Source organism: Micromonospora sp. CNZ297, from assembly GCF_007827625.1.
This window is the reverse complement of record NZ_VISU01000004.1, coordinates 42,582-60,214: the sequence shown is the minus strand read 5'-3', so window position 1 is coordinate 60,214 and position 17,633 is coordinate 42,582. Positions and strand designations below refer to the sequence as shown.

The 17,633-nt window shown below is 71.7% G+C and carries 17 protein-coding genes; 12 read left to right on the top strand and 5 right to left on the bottom strand.

Features of this window, described 5'->3' with window-relative positions; genetic code table 11:
• Window positions 1-293: 293 nt before the first annotated feature.
• Entirely contained in the window at window positions 294-1,502 is a 1,209-nt protein-coding gene (locus FB454_RS09155) for a DUF349 domain-containing protein (RefSeq protein WP_145822810.1), read from the bottom strand.
• Between the two features lie 204 nt (window positions 1,503-1,706).
• Between FB454_RS09155 and FB454_RS09150 the strand changes: the two genes are divergently transcribed.
• From FB454_RS09150 to dapF, 3 genes are read left to right on the top strand one after another with little or no spacing between them, the layout of a single operon-like run.
• On the top strand, window positions 1,707-2,426 hold the full coding sequence (locus tag FB454_RS09150; RefSeq protein ID WP_145822809.1) for a class III extradiol ring-cleavage dioxygenase family protein: 720 nt from the start codon (window positions 1,707-1,709) through the stop codon (window positions 2,424-2,426).
• Window positions 2,309-3,328, top strand: a complete 1,020-nt coding sequence (gene miaA / locus FB454_RS09145; RefSeq protein WP_393155562.1) for a tRNA (adenosine(37)-N6)-dimethylallyltransferase MiaA — start codon at window positions 2,309-2,311, stop codon at window positions 3,326-3,328. Before FB454_RS09150 ends, miaA begins: the two co-directional genes overlap by 118 nt.
• Window positions 3,329-3,335: 7 nt before the next feature.
• Window positions 3,336-4,181 carry a diaminopimelate epimerase gene (gene dapF / locus FB454_RS09140; RefSeq protein WP_145822807.1) on the top strand — a complete coding sequence of 282 codons (846 nt, stop codon included), beginning with the start codon at window positions 3,336-3,338 and terminating at the stop codon, window positions 4,179-4,181.
• A gap of 333 nt (window positions 4,182-4,514) precedes the next feature.
• On the opposite strand, the gene FB454_RS09135 is transcribed toward dapF, so the two are convergent.
• Window positions 4,515-5,987, bottom strand: coding sequence for an NAD-dependent malic enzyme (locus FB454_RS09135; RefSeq protein WP_013284747.1), 1,473 nt, complete (start codon window positions 5,985-5,987; stop codon window positions 4,515-4,517).
• Window positions 5,988-6,182: 195 nt separating this feature from the next.
• Here FB454_RS09135 and hflX point away from each other — a divergent pair, with 195 nt between their 5' ends.
• The gene (gene hflX / locus FB454_RS09130) at window positions 6,183-7,646 is read left to right on the top strand and encodes a GTPase HflX (protein ID WP_145754708.1); all 1,464 of its coding nucleotides are present in this window, start codon (window positions 6,183-6,185) and stop codon (window positions 7,644-7,646) included.
• Window positions 7,647-7,696: 50 nt separating this feature from the next.
• Window positions 7,697-9,451 (top strand): hypothetical protein, encoded by a 1,755-nt coding sequence (locus FB454_RS34815; protein ID WP_184977137.1) that lies wholly within the window; start codon window positions 7,697-7,699, stop codon window positions 9,449-9,451.
• Between the two features lie 56 nt (window positions 9,452-9,507).
• On the opposite strand, the gene lexA is transcribed toward FB454_RS34815, so the two are convergent.
• On the bottom strand, window positions 9,508-10,290 hold the full coding sequence (lexA, locus tag FB454_RS09115) for a transcriptional repressor LexA (RefSeq protein ID WP_128137231.1): 783 nt from the start codon (window positions 10,288-10,290) through the stop codon (window positions 9,508-9,510).
• A gap of 489 nt (window positions 10,291-10,779) precedes the next feature.
• Here lexA and nrdR point away from each other — a divergent pair, with 489 nt between their 5' ends.
• The 3 genes from nrdR (at window position 10,780) to FB454_RS09100 (ending at window position 14,588) form a co-directional block, all read left to right on the top strand.
• Window positions 10,780-11,280 (top strand): transcriptional regulator NrdR, encoded by a 501-nt coding sequence (gene nrdR, locus FB454_RS09110; protein WP_013284751.1) that lies wholly within the window; start codon window positions 10,780-10,782, stop codon window positions 11,278-11,280.
• A 34-nt stretch (window positions 11,281-11,314) separates the two neighbouring features.
• Window positions 11,315-14,212, top strand: a complete 2,898-nt coding sequence (locus tag FB454_RS09105; RefSeq protein WP_145822806.1) for a vitamin B12-dependent ribonucleotide reductase — start codon at window positions 11,315-11,317, stop codon at window positions 14,210-14,212.
• Between the two features lie 139 nt (window positions 14,213-14,351).
• Entirely contained in the window at window positions 14,352-14,588 is a 237-nt protein-coding gene (locus tag FB454_RS09100; protein ID WP_013284753.1) for a DUF2188 domain-containing protein, read from the top strand.
• 107 nt (window positions 14,589-14,695) lie between these two features.
• On the opposite strand, the gene FB454_RS09095 is transcribed toward FB454_RS09100, so the two are convergent.
• Together FB454_RS09095 and FB454_RS09090 are read right to left on the bottom strand one after the other, a co-directional pair.
• Window positions 14,696-14,884 carry a DUF397 domain-containing protein gene (locus FB454_RS09095; protein ID WP_013284754.1) on the bottom strand — a complete coding sequence of 63 codons (189 nt, stop codon included), beginning with the start codon at window positions 14,882-14,884 and terminating at the stop codon, window positions 14,696-14,698.
• A gap of 17 nt (window positions 14,885-14,901) precedes the next feature.
• Window positions 14,902-15,792 carry a DUF5753 domain-containing protein gene (locus FB454_RS09090; protein ID WP_486485406.1) on the bottom strand — a complete coding sequence of 297 codons (891 nt, stop codon included), beginning with the start codon at window positions 15,790-15,792 and terminating at the stop codon, window positions 14,902-14,904.
• 81 nt (window positions 15,793-15,873) lie between these two features.
• Between FB454_RS09090 and FB454_RS09085 the strand changes: the two genes are divergently transcribed.
• The 4 genes from FB454_RS09085 to FB454_RS09065 all read left to right on the top strand — a co-directional run bounded on the left by FB454_RS09085 (window position 15,874) and on the right by FB454_RS09065 (window position 17,626).
• A complete protein-coding gene (locus FB454_RS09085) occupies window positions 15,874-16,062 on the top strand; it encodes a hypothetical protein (RefSeq protein ID WP_145754704.1) in 189 nt (62 codons plus the stop codon).
• On the top strand, window positions 16,059-16,238 hold the full coding sequence (locus FB454_RS09080; protein ID WP_145754701.1) for a hypothetical protein: 180 nt from the start codon (window positions 16,059-16,061) through the stop codon (window positions 16,236-16,238). The genes FB454_RS09085 and FB454_RS09080 overlap by 4 nt, the downstream gene beginning before the upstream one ends.
• A gap of 211 nt (window positions 16,239-16,449) precedes the next feature.
• Window positions 16,450-16,629 (top strand): hypothetical protein, encoded by a 180-nt coding sequence (locus tag FB454_RS09070; protein ID WP_145754696.1) that lies wholly within the window; start codon window positions 16,450-16,452, stop codon window positions 16,627-16,629.
• Window positions 16,630-16,678: 49 nt separating this feature from the next.
• The gene (locus tag FB454_RS09065; protein WP_145754694.1) at window positions 16,679-17,626 is read left to right on the top strand and encodes a DUF2332 domain-containing protein; all 948 of its coding nucleotides are present in this window, start codon (window positions 16,679-16,681) and stop codon (window positions 17,624-17,626) included.
• The last annotated feature ends 7 nt before the right edge of the window (window positions 17,627-17,633 follow it).

Genomic DNA, 17,633 nt, shown 5'->3' with positions numbered 1-17,633 from the left:
CGCGGGCGGCAGGACCAGGAGGCACGTCCCGCTCGTCATCGAGTACGCGCGCAGCGCGCGCCGGGCCGTGTCGTGTGGACGGCCACCCGCGAGATGTCACACCGGCGATCGTCGACGGCGAGATCAGCCGTCGGTGCCCTCGTGCCGGTGCCTGAACCTGGCTCCGCCGCTCATTCTGATCAGCCCACCTCGATGCGTCAACCCGGCCCGGACGCAGGTGAGCCCCCGGCCGACCCGGCCGGGGGCTCACCCGATGTGTCTGTCCGCCGGCCTGCCCGGCCGGGGTGCTTCCGTCAGCCGGCCTGCTCGGCGAGCTGGAGGAACTGCCGCTTCGAGGCGAGCGCCTGCTCGGCCTCCTTGATCCGGCGGGCGTCACCGGCGGCCTGGGCCCGGGCCAGCCGGTCCTCGGCCTCGGCGACCTGGGCGCGCATCTGCGCCAGCAGCGGGTTGTCCTCCTTGGAGGTGCGCCGCCACGCCGAGTCCATCACCTCGCGGACCTTGTCGTCCACGGCCCGCAGCCGGCGCTCCAGCCCGGCGGCGGCCTCGCGGGGCACCCGGCCGGCCTCGTGCCACTGCGCCTGGATCTCCCGCAGCTTCGCCTGGGCGCCCTTCGGATCGCCGTCGACATCCAGCGCCTCCGCCTCGGCCAGCAGCGCCTGCTTGCGCTCCAGGTTGGCGCGCTGCTCGTTGTCGCGCGCCGAGAAGACCTCGCTGCGGCGGGTGAAGAACTCGTCCTGCGCGGCGCGGAACCGTTCCCAGAGCTTCTGCTCGGCCTCCTTGGCGGCGCGCGGCGCGGCCTTCCACTGGGCCATCAGGTCCTTGAGCTGACCGGCGGTGACGCCCCAGTCGGTGGACTCCTTGAGCTTCTCCGCCTCGGCGACCAGCTCCTCCTTGACCGTCTGCGCCTGCTTGCGCTGCTGGTCGAGGGAGGCGAAGTGGGCGCCCCGGCGGCGGGTGAAGCCGTCCCGCGCGGCGGCGAACCGCTTCCACAGCTCACCGTCGGTCTTCTTGTCGACGCCGCGGATGGTCTTCCACTCGTCGAGGATCTCCTTGAGCCGGTCACCGGCGGTCTTCCAGCCGGTCGACTCGGCGGCCAGCTTCTCGGCCTCCTCGACCAGGGCGGTCTTGCGCGCCAGCGCCTCGCCCCGGGCGGCCTCGCGGGCCGCCTTGGCCTCGCCGGCCTTCTCCTCGGCGACGGTGGCCAGCTTGTCCAGGCGGGCGGCCAGGGCGTCGATGTCACCGACCACGTGCGCCTCGGCCAGCGACCCATGGATCCGGCGGATCGTGGTCAGGGAGTGGCCGGCATCAGCCGCGCCCGAGTTGAGCCGCGCCTCGGTCAGGTCGACCTCGGTCACCAGATCGGCGTAGCGCCGGGCGAAATGGGCGAGCCCTTCCTCCGGTGCCCCTGCCTGCCAGGATCCGACCACCCGCTCGCCCTCGGCGGTCTTGACGTAGACGGTGCCGTCCTCGTCGACCCGTCCGAAGGCAGTCCAGTCGCTCATGTGCCCATCCTCGTTCTCCCGGCGTCGAGGGGACAGCCCCCTCGTTCGCCGCCACGGCGCAGCAAACTTTCTCCCGGCATTGTCACAGGTCCGCCCCCGTCCGTGTCGAGCGCCTGTCGCCGACCGTGACCATACGGTGTTGTACGCCCCCGATGACCGGATCGGCGCGGGGACGCACCGGGGGACCCCGATAGGTTTGGGGGCGTGCCCCTGGTCGCCGCCGCCGTCTGCCCCCACCCGCCGTTGATCGTGCCCGAGCTGGCCGGCGCCGCCGCGCCCGAGCTGGACGACCTGCGCGCCGCCACCGACGCCGCCGTCGCCCGGCTGCTCGCCGCCGAGCCGGAGGCGATCCTGCTCGTCGGCGGCGGACCGGAGACGGTCCGGTTCAACGCCGCCGACTGGGGCTCGCTGCGGCGCTTCGGGCTCGACCGGCCGGTGCGGCTGTGGAAGACCTCCTGCTCCGGTGGCGAGGTCCTGCCGCTGAGCCTGACGATCGGCGCCTGGCTGCTGAACCGGTCCGGCACCGAGCTGCCCCGGCTGGCCCGCTCCGTGGCGCACGACGCCACACCGGCCGAGTGCGCGGCGTTCGGTGCGAGCCTGATCCTCGACGACGACCCGCGGGTCGCGCTGCTCGTGCTCGGCGACGGGTCCGCCTGCCGGGGCGTCAAGGCGCCGGGGTACGACGACCCGCGCGCCGAGGCGTACGACGAGGGGGTCGCCGCGGCGCTGGCGGGCGCGGACGCCGACGCCCTGCGCGGCCTGGACCCGGTGCTGTCCGCCGAGCTGCGGGTCGCCGGGCGGGCGCCGTGGCAGGTGCTGGCCGGCGCGGTCGGCGCGGCGGGCGGCGACTGGCGCGGCGAGCTGAGCTACCACCGCGCCCCCTACGGCGTTGCCTACTTCGTGGCGAACTGGGAGCGGTCGTGACAGTCGTGGCGGTGGTCGGGCCGACCGCGGCCGGGAAGTCGGCGCTGAGCATCGCGCTGGCGCACGCGCTCGACGGCGAGGTGGTCAACGCCGACTCGATGCAGCTCTACCGGGGCATGGACATCGGCACCGCGAAGCTGACGCCGGCCGAGCGTGAGGGCGTGCCGCACCACCTGCTGGACATCTGGCCGGTCACCGAGCCGGCCAGCGTCGCGGAATACCAGACGCTGGCCCGCGCGGCGGTCGACGACATCCTGGCCCGGGGCCGGGTGCCGCTGCTGGTCGGCGGCTCCGGGCTGTACGTGCGGGCGGTGCTGGAACGGTTCGAGTTCCCCGGCACCGACCCGGCGCTGCGGGAGCGGCTGGAGGCGGAACTCGCGGCGGTCGGCCCTCTGCCGCTGCACGCGCGGCTGACCGAGGCCGACCCGGGCGCGGCGGCGAGCATCCTGCCCACCAACGGGCGGCGGATCGTGCGGGCGCTGGAGGTGATCGAGCTGACCGGCGCGCCGTTCACCGCGTCGCTGCCGTCACCCACGCCGTACTACCCGTCCGTGCAGCTCGGCGTCGACCTGGACACCCCGCTCCTGGACGAGCGGATCGCGCTGCGGGTGGACCGGATGTGGGCCGACGGACTGGTCGACGAGGTGCGGGCGCTGGTCGGCGAAGGGCTGCCCGAGGGGCGGACGGCCAGCCGGGCGCTCGGCTACCAGCAGGTGCTGCGGTTCCTGGCCGGCGAGCTGACCGAGGCCGAAGCGCACGAGGAGACGATCCGCGCCACCCGCCGGTTCGTGCGGCGGCAGCGCTCCTGGTTCCGGCGTGACCCGCGCATCCACTGGCTGGACTCGGCTTCGCCCGCGTTTCTCGACACTGCCCTGCGGGTGGTCGCCGAGCATCGGCGATGATGGGGGCGTGGAGTTCACCAAGGGTCACGGCACCGGCAACGACTTCGTCATCCTGCCCGACCCGGACGGCACCCTCGACCTGACACCCGGCCTGGTCGCCGCGCTCTGCGACAGGCGGCGCGGCCTCGGCGGCGACGGCGTGCTGCGCGTCGTACGGGCCGCCAAGCACCCCGAGGGCGTCGCGCTGGCGGGCGAGGCCGAGTGGTTCATGGACTACTGGAACTCCGACGGCTCGTTCGCCGAGATGTGCGGCAACGGGGCCCGCGTGTTCGTCCGCTACCTGCTGGACCGTTCGCTGGCCGCCCCGTCGGGCGGGACGCTGCCGATCGCGACCCGCGCCGGCCTGGTGCGGGCCCGTGTCGAGGGCGCGGACGCGGCGGTCGAGATGCGCCGCCCCCGGCTGTACGACACGGCCATCGCCACGCTCGGCGGGCTGACGCTGGCCGGCACCGCCGTGGACGTCGGCAACCCGCACCTGGTCTGCGCGCTGCCCGCCGCGCTGGACCTCACCGGCCTGGACCTGACCCGCGCGCCCGAGGTCGACGCCTCGGCGTTCCCGTCCGGGGTGAACGTCGAGTTCACCACGCCGGGCGAGCCGGTCGACGGCACCGACGGGCACGTGCTGATGCGGGTCTACGAGCGCGGCTCCGCCGAGACGCTCTCCTGCGGGACCGGCGCGTGCGCGGTGGCGGCGGTGGCGTTGCGCGACGCCGGCCTGGACACCGGCACGATGACAGTCGACGTGCCAGGCGGGCGTCTGACGGTCACCGTGACAGCCGATGCGTGCTGGCTCTCCGGCCCCGCCGTCCTGGTGGCGACAGGCACCCTGACCCCCGCCGCCCTGCACCCGTAGCCCGCGCCCTGCCCCGGCCCGCCCCGCCCCGGCCCGGCCCCGCCCGGTGCCGCCCGCCCTCCCGCCCCCGTGATCAAGGAGTTTGTGGCGGATTCCCAGTGCTTCGGTGACGCGAACTCCTTGGTCAACACGCGCATGGTGAGTGGTGTCGGCGACCCTGGCAGCCGTGGCCCCCGCTTCCGCCGGCGCACGGCCGCCCAGCGTGATCAACACCAGCTCGGCGAAGTGGTCATATCGCGGAGCCTCTGATGCCGCCACTTCGGGGAACTGGTGTTGATCAAGGGTGATGATGCCGCCACTTCGGGGAAGTGGAGTCGATCAAGCTGCGGTGCGTCAGGGGGTCGCGCTGGCGTTGGCGGCGATCTCGGGGAGGTCGGCCGGGCCCGGGTCGGCCGCCGGGGCCGGCGTCGCGGCCGGGTTCTGCGCGGCGGCCCGTACCGCGGCGGCCACGGCCGGGGCGACCCGGGAGTCGAAGACGCTCGGCACGATCACCGTCGGGTTGATCTTGTCTTCGCCGACCACGTCCGCGATGGCCCGCGCAGCGGCGAGCGCCATCTCCTCGGTGAACTCCTCGGCGTGCGCGTCGAGCATGCCGCGGAACACGCCGGGGAAGGCGAGCACGTTGTTGATCTGGTTCGGCTGGTCCGAGCGGCCGGTGGCGACCACCGCGGCGTACTTGCGCGCCTCCCGCGGGTCCACCTCCGGGTCGGGGTTGGCGAGCGCGAAGACGATCGAGTCCTTCGCCATCGCGGCGACGTCCTCGCCGGTGAGCAGGTTCGGCGCGCTCACGCCGATGAACACGTCCGCGCCGCGTACCGCCCCGGCCAGGTCGCCGGAGTAGTTCTCCTTGTTGGTGTTCTCGGCCAGCCACTGCCAGGCCGGGTTGAGGTCCGGCAGTCCGCGGTGCAGGGCGCCCTGGCGGTCGTACGCGATGATGTCGCCCACGCCCTGGCGCAGCAGCAGCTTCATGATCGCGGTGCCGGCCGCGCCGGCGCCGGAGACCACGACCCGGACGTCCGCGAGCTGCTTGCCCACGACGCGCAACGCGTTCGTCAGCGCGGCCAGCACGCAGATCGCGGTGCCGTGCTGGTCGTCGTGGAAGACCGGGATGTCCAGGGCCTCGCGCAGCCGGGCCTCGATCTCGAAGCAGCGCGGCGCGGCGATGTCCTCCAGGTTGATGCCCCCGTACGCGGGCGCGATCGCCTTGACGATCGCCACGATCTCGTCGGTGTCCTGGGTGTCCAGCACGACCGGCCAGGCGTCCACCCCGCCGAAGCGCTTGAACAGCGCCGCCTTGCCCTCCATCACCGGCAGCGACGCGGCCGGGCCGAGGTTGCCCAGGCCGAGCACCGCGGTGCCGTCGCTGACCACGGCGACGGTGTTGCGCTTGATGGTGAGCCGGCGGGCGTCGGCCGGGTTCTCCGCGATGGCCATGCAGACCCGGGCCACACCCGGGGTGTACGCGCGGGACAGCTCGTCGCGGGTGCGCAGCGCGACCTTCGGGGTGACCTCGATCTTGCCGCCGAGGTGCAGCAGGAAGGTGCGGTCGGAGACCTTGCGGACGTCCACCCCGTCGAGCGCGGTGAGCGCGTCGACGACCTGGTCGGCGTGGCCGGCGTCGGCGGTGTCGCAGGTGAGGTCGACGATCACGTGCGCGGGGTCGGAGTCGACCACGTCCAGCGCGGTGACGATGGCCCCGGCCTCACCGGCGGCGGTGGTGAGCCGGCCGATGGAGGAGGCGTCGGCGGGTACCGCGATCCGGATGGTGATGGAGAATCCGGCACTCGGCAGTCGGGTGTTGGCCACGAGAAACTCCTCCGTCGGCGCTGAGCGGCTCGACTGGCATTTCTACTCGCCCGCCCAGGTCGCCCGGCATCCGCCCCCGCTACCCGTCGGTAGCGTCACGGGCATAACACAGGTGCGTCCGGCGTTGTCACATGTCAGGATTGCTGTCACGCGCCGAAAATTCTCGGCGTTGCCCAAAACGGACAGGAGACGCATTTGCGCGAGCAGGAGACCTTCCATCCCTACACCGACGACGAGTTCGACGCCACCACCGGCGAGTACGAGCTGTCGGAGCGGCAGGCGCTGCGGCGGGTCCCCGGCCTCTCCACCGAACTCACCGACATCAGCGAGGTCGAATACCGTCAGCTCCGGCTGGAGCGGGTCGTCCTCGTGGGGGTCTGGACCGAGGGCACCCAGTCCGACGCCGACAACAGCCTCACCGAGCTGGCGGCGCTGGCCGAGACGGCCGGTTCGCAGGTGCTCGAAGGGCTGATCCAGCGTCGTCACCGGCCCGACCCGGCCACGTACATCGGCCGGGGCAAGGTCGACGACCTGGGCGCGGTAGTGCTGTCCACCGGTGCCGACACGATCATCTGCGACGGTGAGCTGTCGCCGTCGCAGCTGCGCAACCTGGAGCAGCGCACCAAGGTCAAGGTGGTCGACCGCACCGCCCTGATCCTCGACATCTTCGCCCAGCACGCCAAGAGCAAGGAGGGCAAGGCGCAGGTCGAGCTGGCCCAGCTCGAATACCTGCTGCCGCGCCTGCGCGGCTGGGGCGAGACGCTGTCCCGGCAGACCGGTGGTAGCGGCCGCGGCGGTGGCGCCGGCGGCGGCGTGGGTCTGCGTGGTCCCGGTGAGACCAAGCTGGAGACCGACCGGCGGCGCATCCGCCACCGCATCGCGCGGCTGCGCCGCGAGATCAAGAGCATGGCGACGGTACGCCAGACCAAGCGCGCCCGGCGTACCCGTAACGCGGTTCCCGCGGTGGCCATCGCCGGCTACACGAACGCCGGCAAGTCCAGCCTGCTCAACCGCCTGACCGGGGCGGGTGTGCTGGTGGAGAACGCGCTGTTCGCCACGCTGGACCCGACCACCCGCCGGGCCACCACGTCCGACGGCCGGCTCTACACGCTGTCCGACACGGTCGGGTTCGTTCGGCACCTGCCGCACCAGATCGTCGAGGCGTTCCGCTCGACGCTGGAGGAGGTCGCCGACGCCGACCTGGTCGTGCACGTGGTCGACGGCACGCACCCGGATCCGGAGGAGCAGGTCCGGGCGGTACGCGAGGTGCTCGCCGAGGTGGGCGCCGACCGGCTGCCGGAACTACTGGTGGTGAACAAGACCGACGCCACCGACGAGGAGACGATGCTGCGGCTCAAGCGGCTCTGGCCGGACGCGGTCTTCGTCTCCGCCCACAGCGGGCGCGGGATCGACGAGATGCGCGAGGCCGTCGAGCGGCGGCTGCCCCGGCCGGCCGTCGAGGTGCGCGCGGTGCTCCCGTACGACCGGGGTGACCTGGTCGCCCGGGTGCACCGGCAGGGTGAGGTGCTCAGCACCGCGCACCTGCCCGAGGGCACGCTGGTGCACGTGCGGGTCAACGAGGGGCTGGCCGCGGAGCTCGCGCCGTACCGGGCGGGTGACCGGCTGACCAGCGACGAGCGGGTGGGCGCCGGGCGGTGAGCCGTCCGGCGTCACCCGCCGGAAACCCGTGCCGTGCGACACTGAGCGTCATGCGGCACGTTGTCTCCTCGGTCACGCTCGCGCTCGGCCTGGTCGGCGCGGTCGTGGCGCCGGCCGGGCCGGCCCCGGCGGCTCCCGCCGCGGCCCCCGTGCTGGCCGCGGCTCCCAAGAAGAAGTGCACGGTCGAGGACGACCGGCTCCGCGAGCTGTCCGGCCTGGTGGCCACCAGCAACGGGTACGTCGTGATCAACGACGGCTCGGACGACCCCAGCCGCAAGCGGGTCTTCTATCTGGACACCAAGTGCAAGGTCGACAGGGAGGTCCGTTACTCCGGTGACGGGCCGCTCGACACCGAGGACCTGGCTCTCAGCCCGGACCGCAAGACGCTCTGGATCGCCGACACCGGCGACAACGTGGAGAAGAAGACCCGCCGGGAGCGGGTCGCGGTCTGGACGATGCCGCTGAGCGGCTCGAAACAGCCGGTGCTGCACCGGCTCAGCTACCCGGGCAAGGAGCCGCACGACGCGGAGGCCCTGCTCGTCGGCGACGACAACATGCCGCTGGTGATCACGAAGGAGCTCTCCGGCAAGTCGGAGATCTACACCCCGACGGTGAAGCTGAAGACGAGCGGCGACACCGAGGCGATCCCGATGAAGAAGGTCGGCGAGGTCACGCTCCCGAAGACCAGCACCGAGAACAAGCTCGGCTCGCCCGGGCGGGCGCTCGTCACCGGCGCGGCCCGCTCGCCCGACGGCAGCAAGGTCGTGCTGCGCACGTACGCCGACGCGTTCGAGTTCGACGTGGCCGGCGGCGACATCGTCAAGGCGCTCATCACCGGCAAGCCCCGGGTCACGCCGCTCGCCGACCCGTTCGGCGAGGCGATCTCCTACACGCCGGACGGCAAGCTGTTCGTCACCGTCTCCGACGGCGGCACGCTCGACGAGTCGGACCCGATCGACATCCTCACCTACACCCCGTCGACCACCGGCGCCGAGGCGCTGCCGAACGGCGGCAAGGCCGACACCAAACCGGCCGCCCAGAAGTCGTGGCTCGAAGGGCTCTCGCTCGACGAGATCACGTACCTGATCGCGGCCGTCGGGGTGCTCGGCGCGCTCCTGGTCGGCGCGGGTATGTTCGGCATCCTGCGGGCGCGGCGCAAGCCGGCGCCGCGGGCGCCGGCCGACGAGCCCGAGCGCAGCGGCGAGTTCCCGGTGAACAACGGCTTCCCGTCGGGCGAGCGGCCGGCCGCGCCGCGCGGCGGTGTCTACGGCGGCGGTCAGGGCGGCGTGTACGGCGGCGCGGCCAACGGCGACCGCCCGGCGTCCGGCGGTGTCTACGGTGGTGGCCGGCCGGGCGGCGGCGTGTACGGCGGCGGCCCGCAGGAGGGTGGCCGTGGTCAGGGCGGTGGCCGTCCCCCGGGCGGAGCCCGTCCGCCGGGTGGCGGCGGCGTCTACGGCGGCGGTGGTGCCCCGGCCGGCGGCGGAGGGCGCGGCGGCGTCTACGGCGGCGGAGGTCAGGGTGGACCGGGCGGCGGTGCGGGCCAGGGTGGCCCCGGTCGTGGCGGCCCGGGTGGCGGCGGCCAGGGCCGCGGCGGCCCTGGTGGCGGCTATGGCGGCGGCCCGGGCGGGGCCGGACACCGTGGGCAGCCGAACGGCGGCGGACCGCGGGGGGACGGCGGCCGGGCCGAGCCGCCGCGCCGCGGCCAGGAGCCGCGGGGCGGGCGCCGCGACGACGGCTACGACGGCCGGGGCCAGTACGGCCCGGTGTCCGGCGGTGGCCGGGAGTACCGCGGCGACCGCTACTGAGACGACACGACGAAGGGGTGACCGGCCACCGGTCACCCCTTCGTCGTCGCTGTCGCTCAGATGCGGCGCAGCACCGCCACCACACGGCCCATGATGGTGGCGTCGTCGCCGGGGATCGGGTCGAAGGCCGGGTTCTGCGGCATCAGCCAGACGTGCCCGTCGCGCCGCCGGTAGGTCTTCACCGTCGCCTCGCCGTCGAGCATGGCGGCCACGATGTCACCGACCTCGGCGTTCGGCTGCTGCCGGACGACCACCCAGTCGCCGTCGCAGATCGCCGCGTCGAGCATCGAGTCGCCCTTGACCTGGAGCATGAAGACCTCGCCCTCGCCGACCAGCTCGCGGGGGAGGGGGAAGATGTCCTCCACCGCCTGCTCGGCCAGGATCGGCCCACCGGCGGCGATGCGGCCCAGCATCGGCACGTACGCCGGGGCGGGCCGCTGCGCGCGGGCCGCCTCGTCGTCCGCCTCGCCCGGCGCGCGGACGTCGACGGCGCGCGGACGGTTCGGGTCGCGGCGCAGGAAGCCCTTCTTCTCCAGCTCCTTGAGCTGGTAGGCGACGCTGGACGGGGACACCAGCCCGACCGCCTCGCCGATCTCGCGCACGCTCGGCGGGTAGCCGTGGCGCTCGACCCAGGTGCGGATGAACTCCAGGATCCGCCGCTGCCGCGCGGTCAGGTCGACCGTCGCCGGGTCGGGGAAGCTGCTCACCACCGGGGTGACCGGACGCACCGCCGCGGGGGCGGTGCGGCTGCGGGCGGTACGGGGGCGACGGGTCGCCGGAGGACCCGCCCCGTCGTTCGGCTGCGGGTTCTTCTGCCGGCTGGCCCGGTCCTCGGTCACGTCCGTCCCTCCCTGGTCGGCGCTGGGGTGCCTCGTCGGCTCGTGGTGCGTGTGGTCTGACCGTATAGGTGAGATCGGCCATTTTCAAACATCTGTACGACCTGCTGTCGGCGTGTCGCGCCGAATTCCTGGATTTCCGAACTGGTGTTCTGATAGAAGAGTACGCCGCTCGAACGGGTGTTCTATCCCGGCCGCCCGTGACTAGCACGGGAGGCTGTCCGTTGGGCTCCACGGCGGCGTCGCGCCGGGCGTGATCCTGACGACTCGCCGGACACGCCCGTCAACTTGACCTCGCTTGGGGTTCGGCATACGGTCGACCCCTAGATGTAGTAGTCACACGGGCGTAAGTTGCCTACAGGTTGGGTTCAACTACCGAACGCACTCCCGCACCGCGCATTCGGCGACGGTCATCGGACGATGACTCCGCCGTGTCGACGCGTGCCCGGGAGCCGGTAGGTGTGCCCGCGATCGACGGAGGAGGTCGGGCGAATGCGGTGTCCGTACTGCCGGCACGCCGACTCCCGGGTGGTCGACTCGCGGGAGGCCGACGACGGCCAGCTCATCCGGCGGCGACGGTCGTGCCCGGAGTGCGGCAAGCGGTTCACCACCGTCGAGGAGGCGGTGCTCGCGGTGGTCAAGCGCAGCGGGGTGACCGAGCCGTTCAGCCGCACGAAGATCATCGGTGGGGTGCGCAAGGCGTGCCAGGGGCGGCCGGTCGACGACGACTCGATCGCGCTGCTGGCACAGAAGGTCGAGGAGACCGTACGGGCCAAGGGGGCGGCCGAGATCCCCAGCCACGAGGTGGGCCTGGCCATCCTCGGCCCGTTGCGTGACCTCGACGAGGTGGCCTACATGCGGTTCGCCAGCGTCTACCGGTCCTTCGACTCGCTCGCCGACTTCGAGCGCGAGATCGAGACGCTGCGGGCCGCCGCGCGCGCCCGGGAGGGCGCCGGTGCCGGTGCGGCGGACGCCGCCGGCGCGATCAGCTGACATTTTCGGGTTTCTGACAGGTACACGAGGCGCGGTGGGTGACCGTGCCGACGAGGGGGGCGAGGGCGTGACGACCAGCAAGTCACGGAACAAGGCCGGGGCGGGGCTGAAGATCGAGCGCGTCTGGACGACCGAGGGGGTGCATCCCTACGACGAGGTCGCCTGGGAGCGCCGCGACGTCGTCATGACGAACTGGCGGGACGGCTCGATCAACTTCGAGCAGCGCGGGGTGGAGTTCCCCGAGTCCTGGTCGGTGAACGCGGCGAACATCGTGACCACCAAGTACTTCCGGGGCGCGGTGGGGACCCCGGAGCGGGAGTGGTCGCTGCGGCAGCTGATCGACCGGGTGGTCGAGACCTACCGCACCGCCGGTGAGGAGTACGGCTACTTCGCCACCCCGGCCGACGCCGAGGTGTTCGCGCACGAACTGACCTGGATGCTGCTGCACCAGGTGTTCAGCTTCAACTCGCCGGTCTGGTTCAACGTCGGCACGCCGTCGCCGCAGCAGGTCAGCGCCTGCTTCATCCTGTCGGTCGACGACTCGATGGACTCCATCCTCGACTGGTACAAGGAGGAGGGCCGGATCTTCCAGGGCGGCTCGGGCGCGGGGGTCAACCTGTCCCGCATCCGTTCCTCGAAGGAGCTGCTCTCCTCCGGCGGCACCGCCTCCGGCCCGGTCAGCTTCATGCGCGGCGCGGACGCCTCCGCCGGCACCATCAAGTCCGGTGGCGCCACCCGGCGTGCGGCCAAGATGGTCATCCTCGACGTGGACCACCCGGACATCGAGGAGTTCGTGGCGACCAAGGCGCGCGAGGAGGACAAGATCCGCGCGCTGCGCGACGCCGGGTTCGACATGGACCTGGGCGGCGCCGACATCGTCAGCGTGCAATACCAGAACGCCAACAACTCGGTCCGCGTCTCGGACGAGTTCATGACCGCCGTGGAGAACGGCGGCGGCTTCGACCTGCGCGGCCGGCTCGACGGGCAGACCATCGAGACGATCGACGCGAAGAAGCTGTTCCGCACCATCTCCCAGGCCGCGTGGGAGTGCGCCGACCCGGGCCTGCAGTACGACGACACCATCAACGACTGGCACACCTGCCCGGAGACCGGGCGGATCACCGCGTCGAACCCGTGCTCGGAGTACCTGCACCTGGACAACTCCTCGTGCAACCTGGCGTCGCTGAACCTGATGAAGTTCCTCCGCGCCGACGGCGGCTTCGAGGTGGAGAAGTTCGTCAAGTCGGTCGAGTTCGTCATCACCGCGATGGACATCTCGATCTGCTTCGCCGACTTCCCGACCGAGAAGATCGGTGAGACCACCCGCGCCTACCGGCAGCTCGGCATCGGGTACGCCAACCTGGGCGCGCTGCTGATGGCCTCCGGCCTGCCGTACGACTCGGAGCAGGGCCGGGAGGTGTCCGCCGCGATCACCTCGCTGATGACCGGCACCGCCTACCGCCGTTCCGCCGAGCTGGCCGGCATCGTCGGCCCGTACGACGGCTACGCGCGCAACGCCGAGCCGCACAAGCGGGTCATGCGCAAGCACGCCGCCGCCAACGACGCGATCAAGGCGACCGGCACCGTGGCCACCGCCGTGCAGCGCGAGGCCACCAAGCAGTGGACGCTCGGCAACAAGCTCGGTGACAAGTTCGGTTGGCGCAACTCGCAGGCCAGCGTGCTCGCCCCGACCGGCACCATCGGCCTGATGATGGACTGCGACACCACCGGTGTCGAGCCGGACCTGGCACTGGTGAAGTTCAAGAAGCTGGTCGGCGGCGGCTCGATGCAGATCGTCAACCAGACCGTGCCGCGCGCCCTGCGCAGCCTCGGCTACCCCGAGGAGCAGGTCGAGGCGATCGTCGAGCACATCGCCGACCACGGCCACGTGGTGGACGCCCCGGGCCTGAAGCCGGAGCACTACCCGGTCTTCGACTGCGCCATGGGCGAGCGCTCGATCGCGCCGATGGGTCACGTGCGGATGATGGCGGCCGTCCAGCCGTTCATCTCCGGCGCCATCTCCAAGACGGTGAACATGCCGGAGCAGGCCACCGTCGAGGACGTCGAGAAGATCTACTTCGAGGGCTGGAAGCTCGGCCTCAAGGCGCTGGCGATCTACCGGGACAACTGCAAGGTCGGCCAGCCGCTGTCGGCCGCCAAGCCGAACAAGGCCACCGCCGAGACGCAGGCCCCGGCCGCCGAGGTCGAGAAGGTCGTGGAGAAGGTCGTCGAGTACCGCCCGGTGCGCAAGCGGCTGCCGAAGAAGCGCCCGTCGCAGACGGTCTCCTTCTCGGTCGGCGGCGCGGAGGGCTACCTCACCGCCTCGTCCTACCCTGACGACGGCCTCGGCGAGGTCTTCCTCAAGATGTCGAAGCAGGGCTCGACCCTGGCCGGTGTGATGGACGCCTTCTCGGTGGCCATCTCCATCGGTCTCCAGTACGGCGTCCCGCTGGAGACGTACGTCAGCAAGTTCACCAACATGCGCTTCGAGCCGGCCGGCATGACCGACGACCCGGACGTGCGGATGGCCGCCTCGGTGATGGACTACATCTTCCGTCGCCTGGCGCTGGACTTCCTGCCGTACGACCGCCGCGCCGAGCTGGGCATCTTCACCGCCAAGGAGCGGGCCGCCCAGCTCCGGGCCGAGGCGGAGGCGGAGGCGAGCGGTGCGGACCTCACCGCGATGGCCGCCTCCGCCCCGGTCGAGGCGCCCGAGCCGAAGACCGGCCCGATCGCGCAGCCGGCGCAGGAGATGGCCGACGCCGCGGCCGTCAAGCCCGCGCCGTCGGTGGGTTCCAGCACCGAACTGCTGGAGGCCGTGATCGGCAAGGCCGCCGACGCGCCGCTCTGCTTCACCTGCGGTACGAAGATGCGGCCCGCCGGTAGCTGCTACGTCTGCGAGGGCTGCGGCTCCACCAGCGGCTGCAGCTGACGAAAGCAACGAGCCCCGGGCGTTGGCGCGCCCGGGGCTCGTGAGCCGGGACGGAACCCGACCTGTTTCCTTGCAGAGACAGATCTTCGCTCCTCCCGGCTCGGTCAAGCAAGTTAATCGAGTAGGAGTGGAGAAAGTCATGGCTGATAAGGCCAAACCTGTTCATGTCGTCCCTCGTGACGGCGAGTGGGCTGTGGTCCGGGAGGGAAATCAGCGGGCATCGTCGCTGCACCCGACTCAGGCGGAAGCCGAGAGGGCTGGGCGGCCAGTAGCCCGGGCGGACCAGACGGAGTTCTACCTTCACGGCAGAAACGGTCAAATCCGTGAGCGAGACAGCTACGGAAACGATCCGAATCCGCCACGTGACTCACGCTGACTAGAAGGCCGGGGCGTACGCGAAGGCGTGCGCCCCGCTTGCCCTCATTCGTCCTCGCGGCTGGCTTAAGGGCCAGCGGTGAAGTGTGTGTACCGGCAGGTCCGGGTTCAGGGCAGAGTCCGGAGGAACGCCTGCCATGCCTGACGCCCGAAGCGTAGAACGGGACCGGCCGCATCCTTGCTGTCGCGGATCAGGATGTTCTCGCTGACGGCGGCAACCTCTACGCACGCGCCGCCGTTGTTGTCGCTGCGACTCGACTTGCGCCACTTGAGGCCGAGGCGATCCGGGCTTGTCACGGCCACCTCCAGTTCCGTCAGCGTGCCAGCTCATCCGCCAGTTGCCGGATGAGCTTGCGCGACTCTACCGGCCCGAGCGCGGCGGCACGGAGCCGGTCCCACAGCCGAGTGTAGGCCCGCACCGCGTCCGGTCGGTCGAGGTAATCCGCGTCCGTGAACGTCTCTACGTAGATCACATCCGAGCCGGCGTCGTCGCCGAAGCGCAAAATGATGAAGTTGAAGGACGCCGTTTCGTAGGTCTGCGCGTCGAAGGGGAAGACCTGGAGCGAGACATTCGGCTGGTTGCTCACCTCCACGAGGTGGCGGAGTTGGTCGCTCATGGTGTCGACGTCACCGATGTTCCGCCGGAGCGCGGATTCGCTCAGGATGAAGCTCAGCTCCGGGCCGCCGTCCTGACGCAAGGTCGCCTGCCGCTCAAGTCTGATGGCAACCGTTCGGTCCAGATCCTCGTCGTTGGGGCGCGGGTGGGCGGTGGCGTTCATCGCGCGGATGTAGGGCTCGGTCTGGAGGATGCCGGGAACGACCTCCGGTTGGTACCAGCGAATCTCCGACGCGTCGCCCTCTAGGTCGAGGTACTGGCGGAACCAATCGGGTACGGCGTTGCGGTATGTGCTCCACCGCCCTCGCTGGCGCCCGGCACGAGCGAGTTCGCGTAACGGCTCAGCTTCCTCGCCCGTAACGCCGTACAGGTCGAGCAGGAGATGCAGGTCGGTCAGCTTGATGCCCGATTGACCCAGCTCGATGCGGCTGATCTTGCTCGCTGCGGCATCGATGACTGCTGCCGCCTCGTCCTGCGTCCTGCCGGCGTGCTCCCGAGCCCGCTTGAGTGCGAGTCCGAGCCGCCTGCGCTGGATTGTCGGGTTGACCATCGGCTGATTATCGCCCTCCGCATCGAGATGACGCGACACGCTCGGCAGGGTTCCAAAACAGGAGTCCAACTTTAGTCTAGTTGGGCTTCCAAAATGGAAGTCTAAGTTTGGGAGGGCGGCATGCGTACTCGTGTGTCGTACGAGGACTACGTGGTGGCGGTCGCGCTGACCCTCGCCCGGCGACACCGTCCGGTGTGGTCCTGGCGGCGGTGGCGGCGGATCTGCCGCTGCGGCGCGGAACTGCCGTGCCGCGTACGCCATCGCATCCCGATCCGTCGCGGCCACTGGCCGGGAGAGGAGCAGACGTGACGGAGCCGCAGGTCCGGCAGATCCTGTCGGTACACGTACCCGGCGTCGACGGCTTCTGCGCAGGGTGCCGGGCGTGGTGGGCGCGGCTGTCCCCGTACCCCTGTCAGCAGGTCGAATGGGCGGCCCGCCGGCAAGCGCGGACGGCCACCCGGCGCTTCCTGGACGGCCTCCGGTGACCGCCCACGGGCCGGTTCTTCCGGTGTGGAGCTGCGGTGGGTGTGGCGCTCCGTGGCCCTGCCCGACGCGGCGTCGTGAGCTGCGGGCCGAGTTCGCCGGAGCGCCGGTGTCGTTGGGCTTGTACATGGGGTCTTATCTGGTGTGGGCGGCGGAGGATCTGACCTGGGTGACGGCCGGGGTGTTGCATCAGCGCTTCCTCGGGTGGGTGCGATGAATGTCATTCGGCCGGGCGACGAACGGTTTCATTACTGCGACGGCTCGCACCGGTGGGTGCCGCTCGATCCTGACTTCGACCAGGAGGTCTGGGAGGCCATGGTGCGTGAGCACCAGCAGCGGCACCTGGAGGAGATCTCCCGAGGGCTTCGTCCCCGTCGGCCGAAACGGCTGTAGGTGCCCACGGTCACAGACCATCGTGTACGCGAGCTGGAATGCTCGGGGGATGAGCACGGCAGACATCTATCGGGTCTTCGCCGAGCGTGAGACGCGCGGCGTGTCCCCGGCGTACGAGCGGTTGTCGCGGGCGGTGGCCGGTGACCGGGAGCTGCTCGCCCTGCTCGACACGCTGCCGCCGGCCAAGCGTCAGCCGAACCTGCTGTTCGGGGTGGTGCGGCTGCGCGGCGGGCCGGTGGACGACCCGGCGGCGTTCCGCGCGTACGTGATCGGGCACTGGCCGGACGTCGCGGCGCAGATGCGGACGCGGGCGACCCAGACGAACGAGGCGGGGCGCTGCGCGGTGCTGCTGCCGGTGCTCGCCGCGTTGCCGCAGCCGCTGGCGTTGCTGGAGGTGGGTGCGTCCGCCGGGCTGTGCCTCTACCCCGACCGGTACGCGTACCGCTACGGCGACCGGCGGGTCGGCGACGGCGAGCCGGTGCTCGACTGTGACTTGACCGGCACCGAGCCGCCGGTGCGGCGCCCGGAGGTGGTGTGGCGGGCCGGGCTCGACGTGAACCCGCTCGACGTCACCGACCCGGCGGACGTGGCCTGGCTGGAGGCGTTGATCTGGCCGGAGCACCGGCACCGCCGGGCGCGGCTGCGCGCGGCGGCTGCGGTCGCGGCGGCCGACCCGCCGCTGCTGGTGCGCGGTGACCTGGTCGACGACCTGCCGGCGCTGGCGGCGCAAGCTCCGGCCGGGGCGACGCTCGTGGTGTTCCACAGCTCGGTGCTGTACCAGGTGCCGCCGCCACGGCGGGAGGCGTTCACCGCGCTGGTCCGGACCCTGCCCGGCCACTGGCTCGCCAACGAGGACCTGTCGGTGCTGCCGCACGCGACGCTGCCCGAGCCGCCCGCCGACGGGTTCCACAACGTCCTGGCCCTGGACGGTCGCCCCCTGGCCTGGACCCGGGGCCACGGCCAGGCGCTCACCTGGTTCGGCGCGGCGCGGCCGTGAAGACCGC

Excerpts from the sequence above, each read along its gene's own strand:
- FB454_RS09155 (WP_145822810.1), bottom strand. The coding sequence starts at position 1,502 with ATGAGCGACTGGACTGCCTTCGGACGGGTCGACGAGGACGGCACCGTC.
- FB454_RS34815 (WP_184977137.1), top strand. The coding sequence starts at position 7,697 with ATGCGGCACGTTGTCTCCTCGGTCACGCTCGCGCTCGGCCTGGTCGGC.
- nrdR (WP_013284751.1), top strand. The coding sequence starts at position 10,780 with ATGCGGTGTCCGTACTGCCGGCACGCCGACTCCCGGGTGGTCGACTCG.
- FB454_RS09100 (WP_013284753.1), top strand. The coding sequence starts at position 14,352 with ATGGCTGATAAGGCCAAACCTGTTCATGTCGTCCCTCGTGACGGCGAG.
- FB454_RS09085 (WP_145754704.1), top strand. The coding sequence starts at position 15,874 with ATGCGTACTCGTGTGTCGTACGAGGACTACGTGGTGGCGGTCGCGCTG.
- FB454_RS09070 (WP_145754696.1), top strand. The coding sequence starts at position 16,450 with ATGAATGTCATTCGGCCGGGCGACGAACGGTTTCATTACTGCGACGGC.
- FB454_RS09065 (WP_145754694.1), top strand. The coding sequence starts at position 16,679 with ATGAGCACGGCAGACATCTATCGGGTCTTCGCCGAGCGTGAGACGCGC.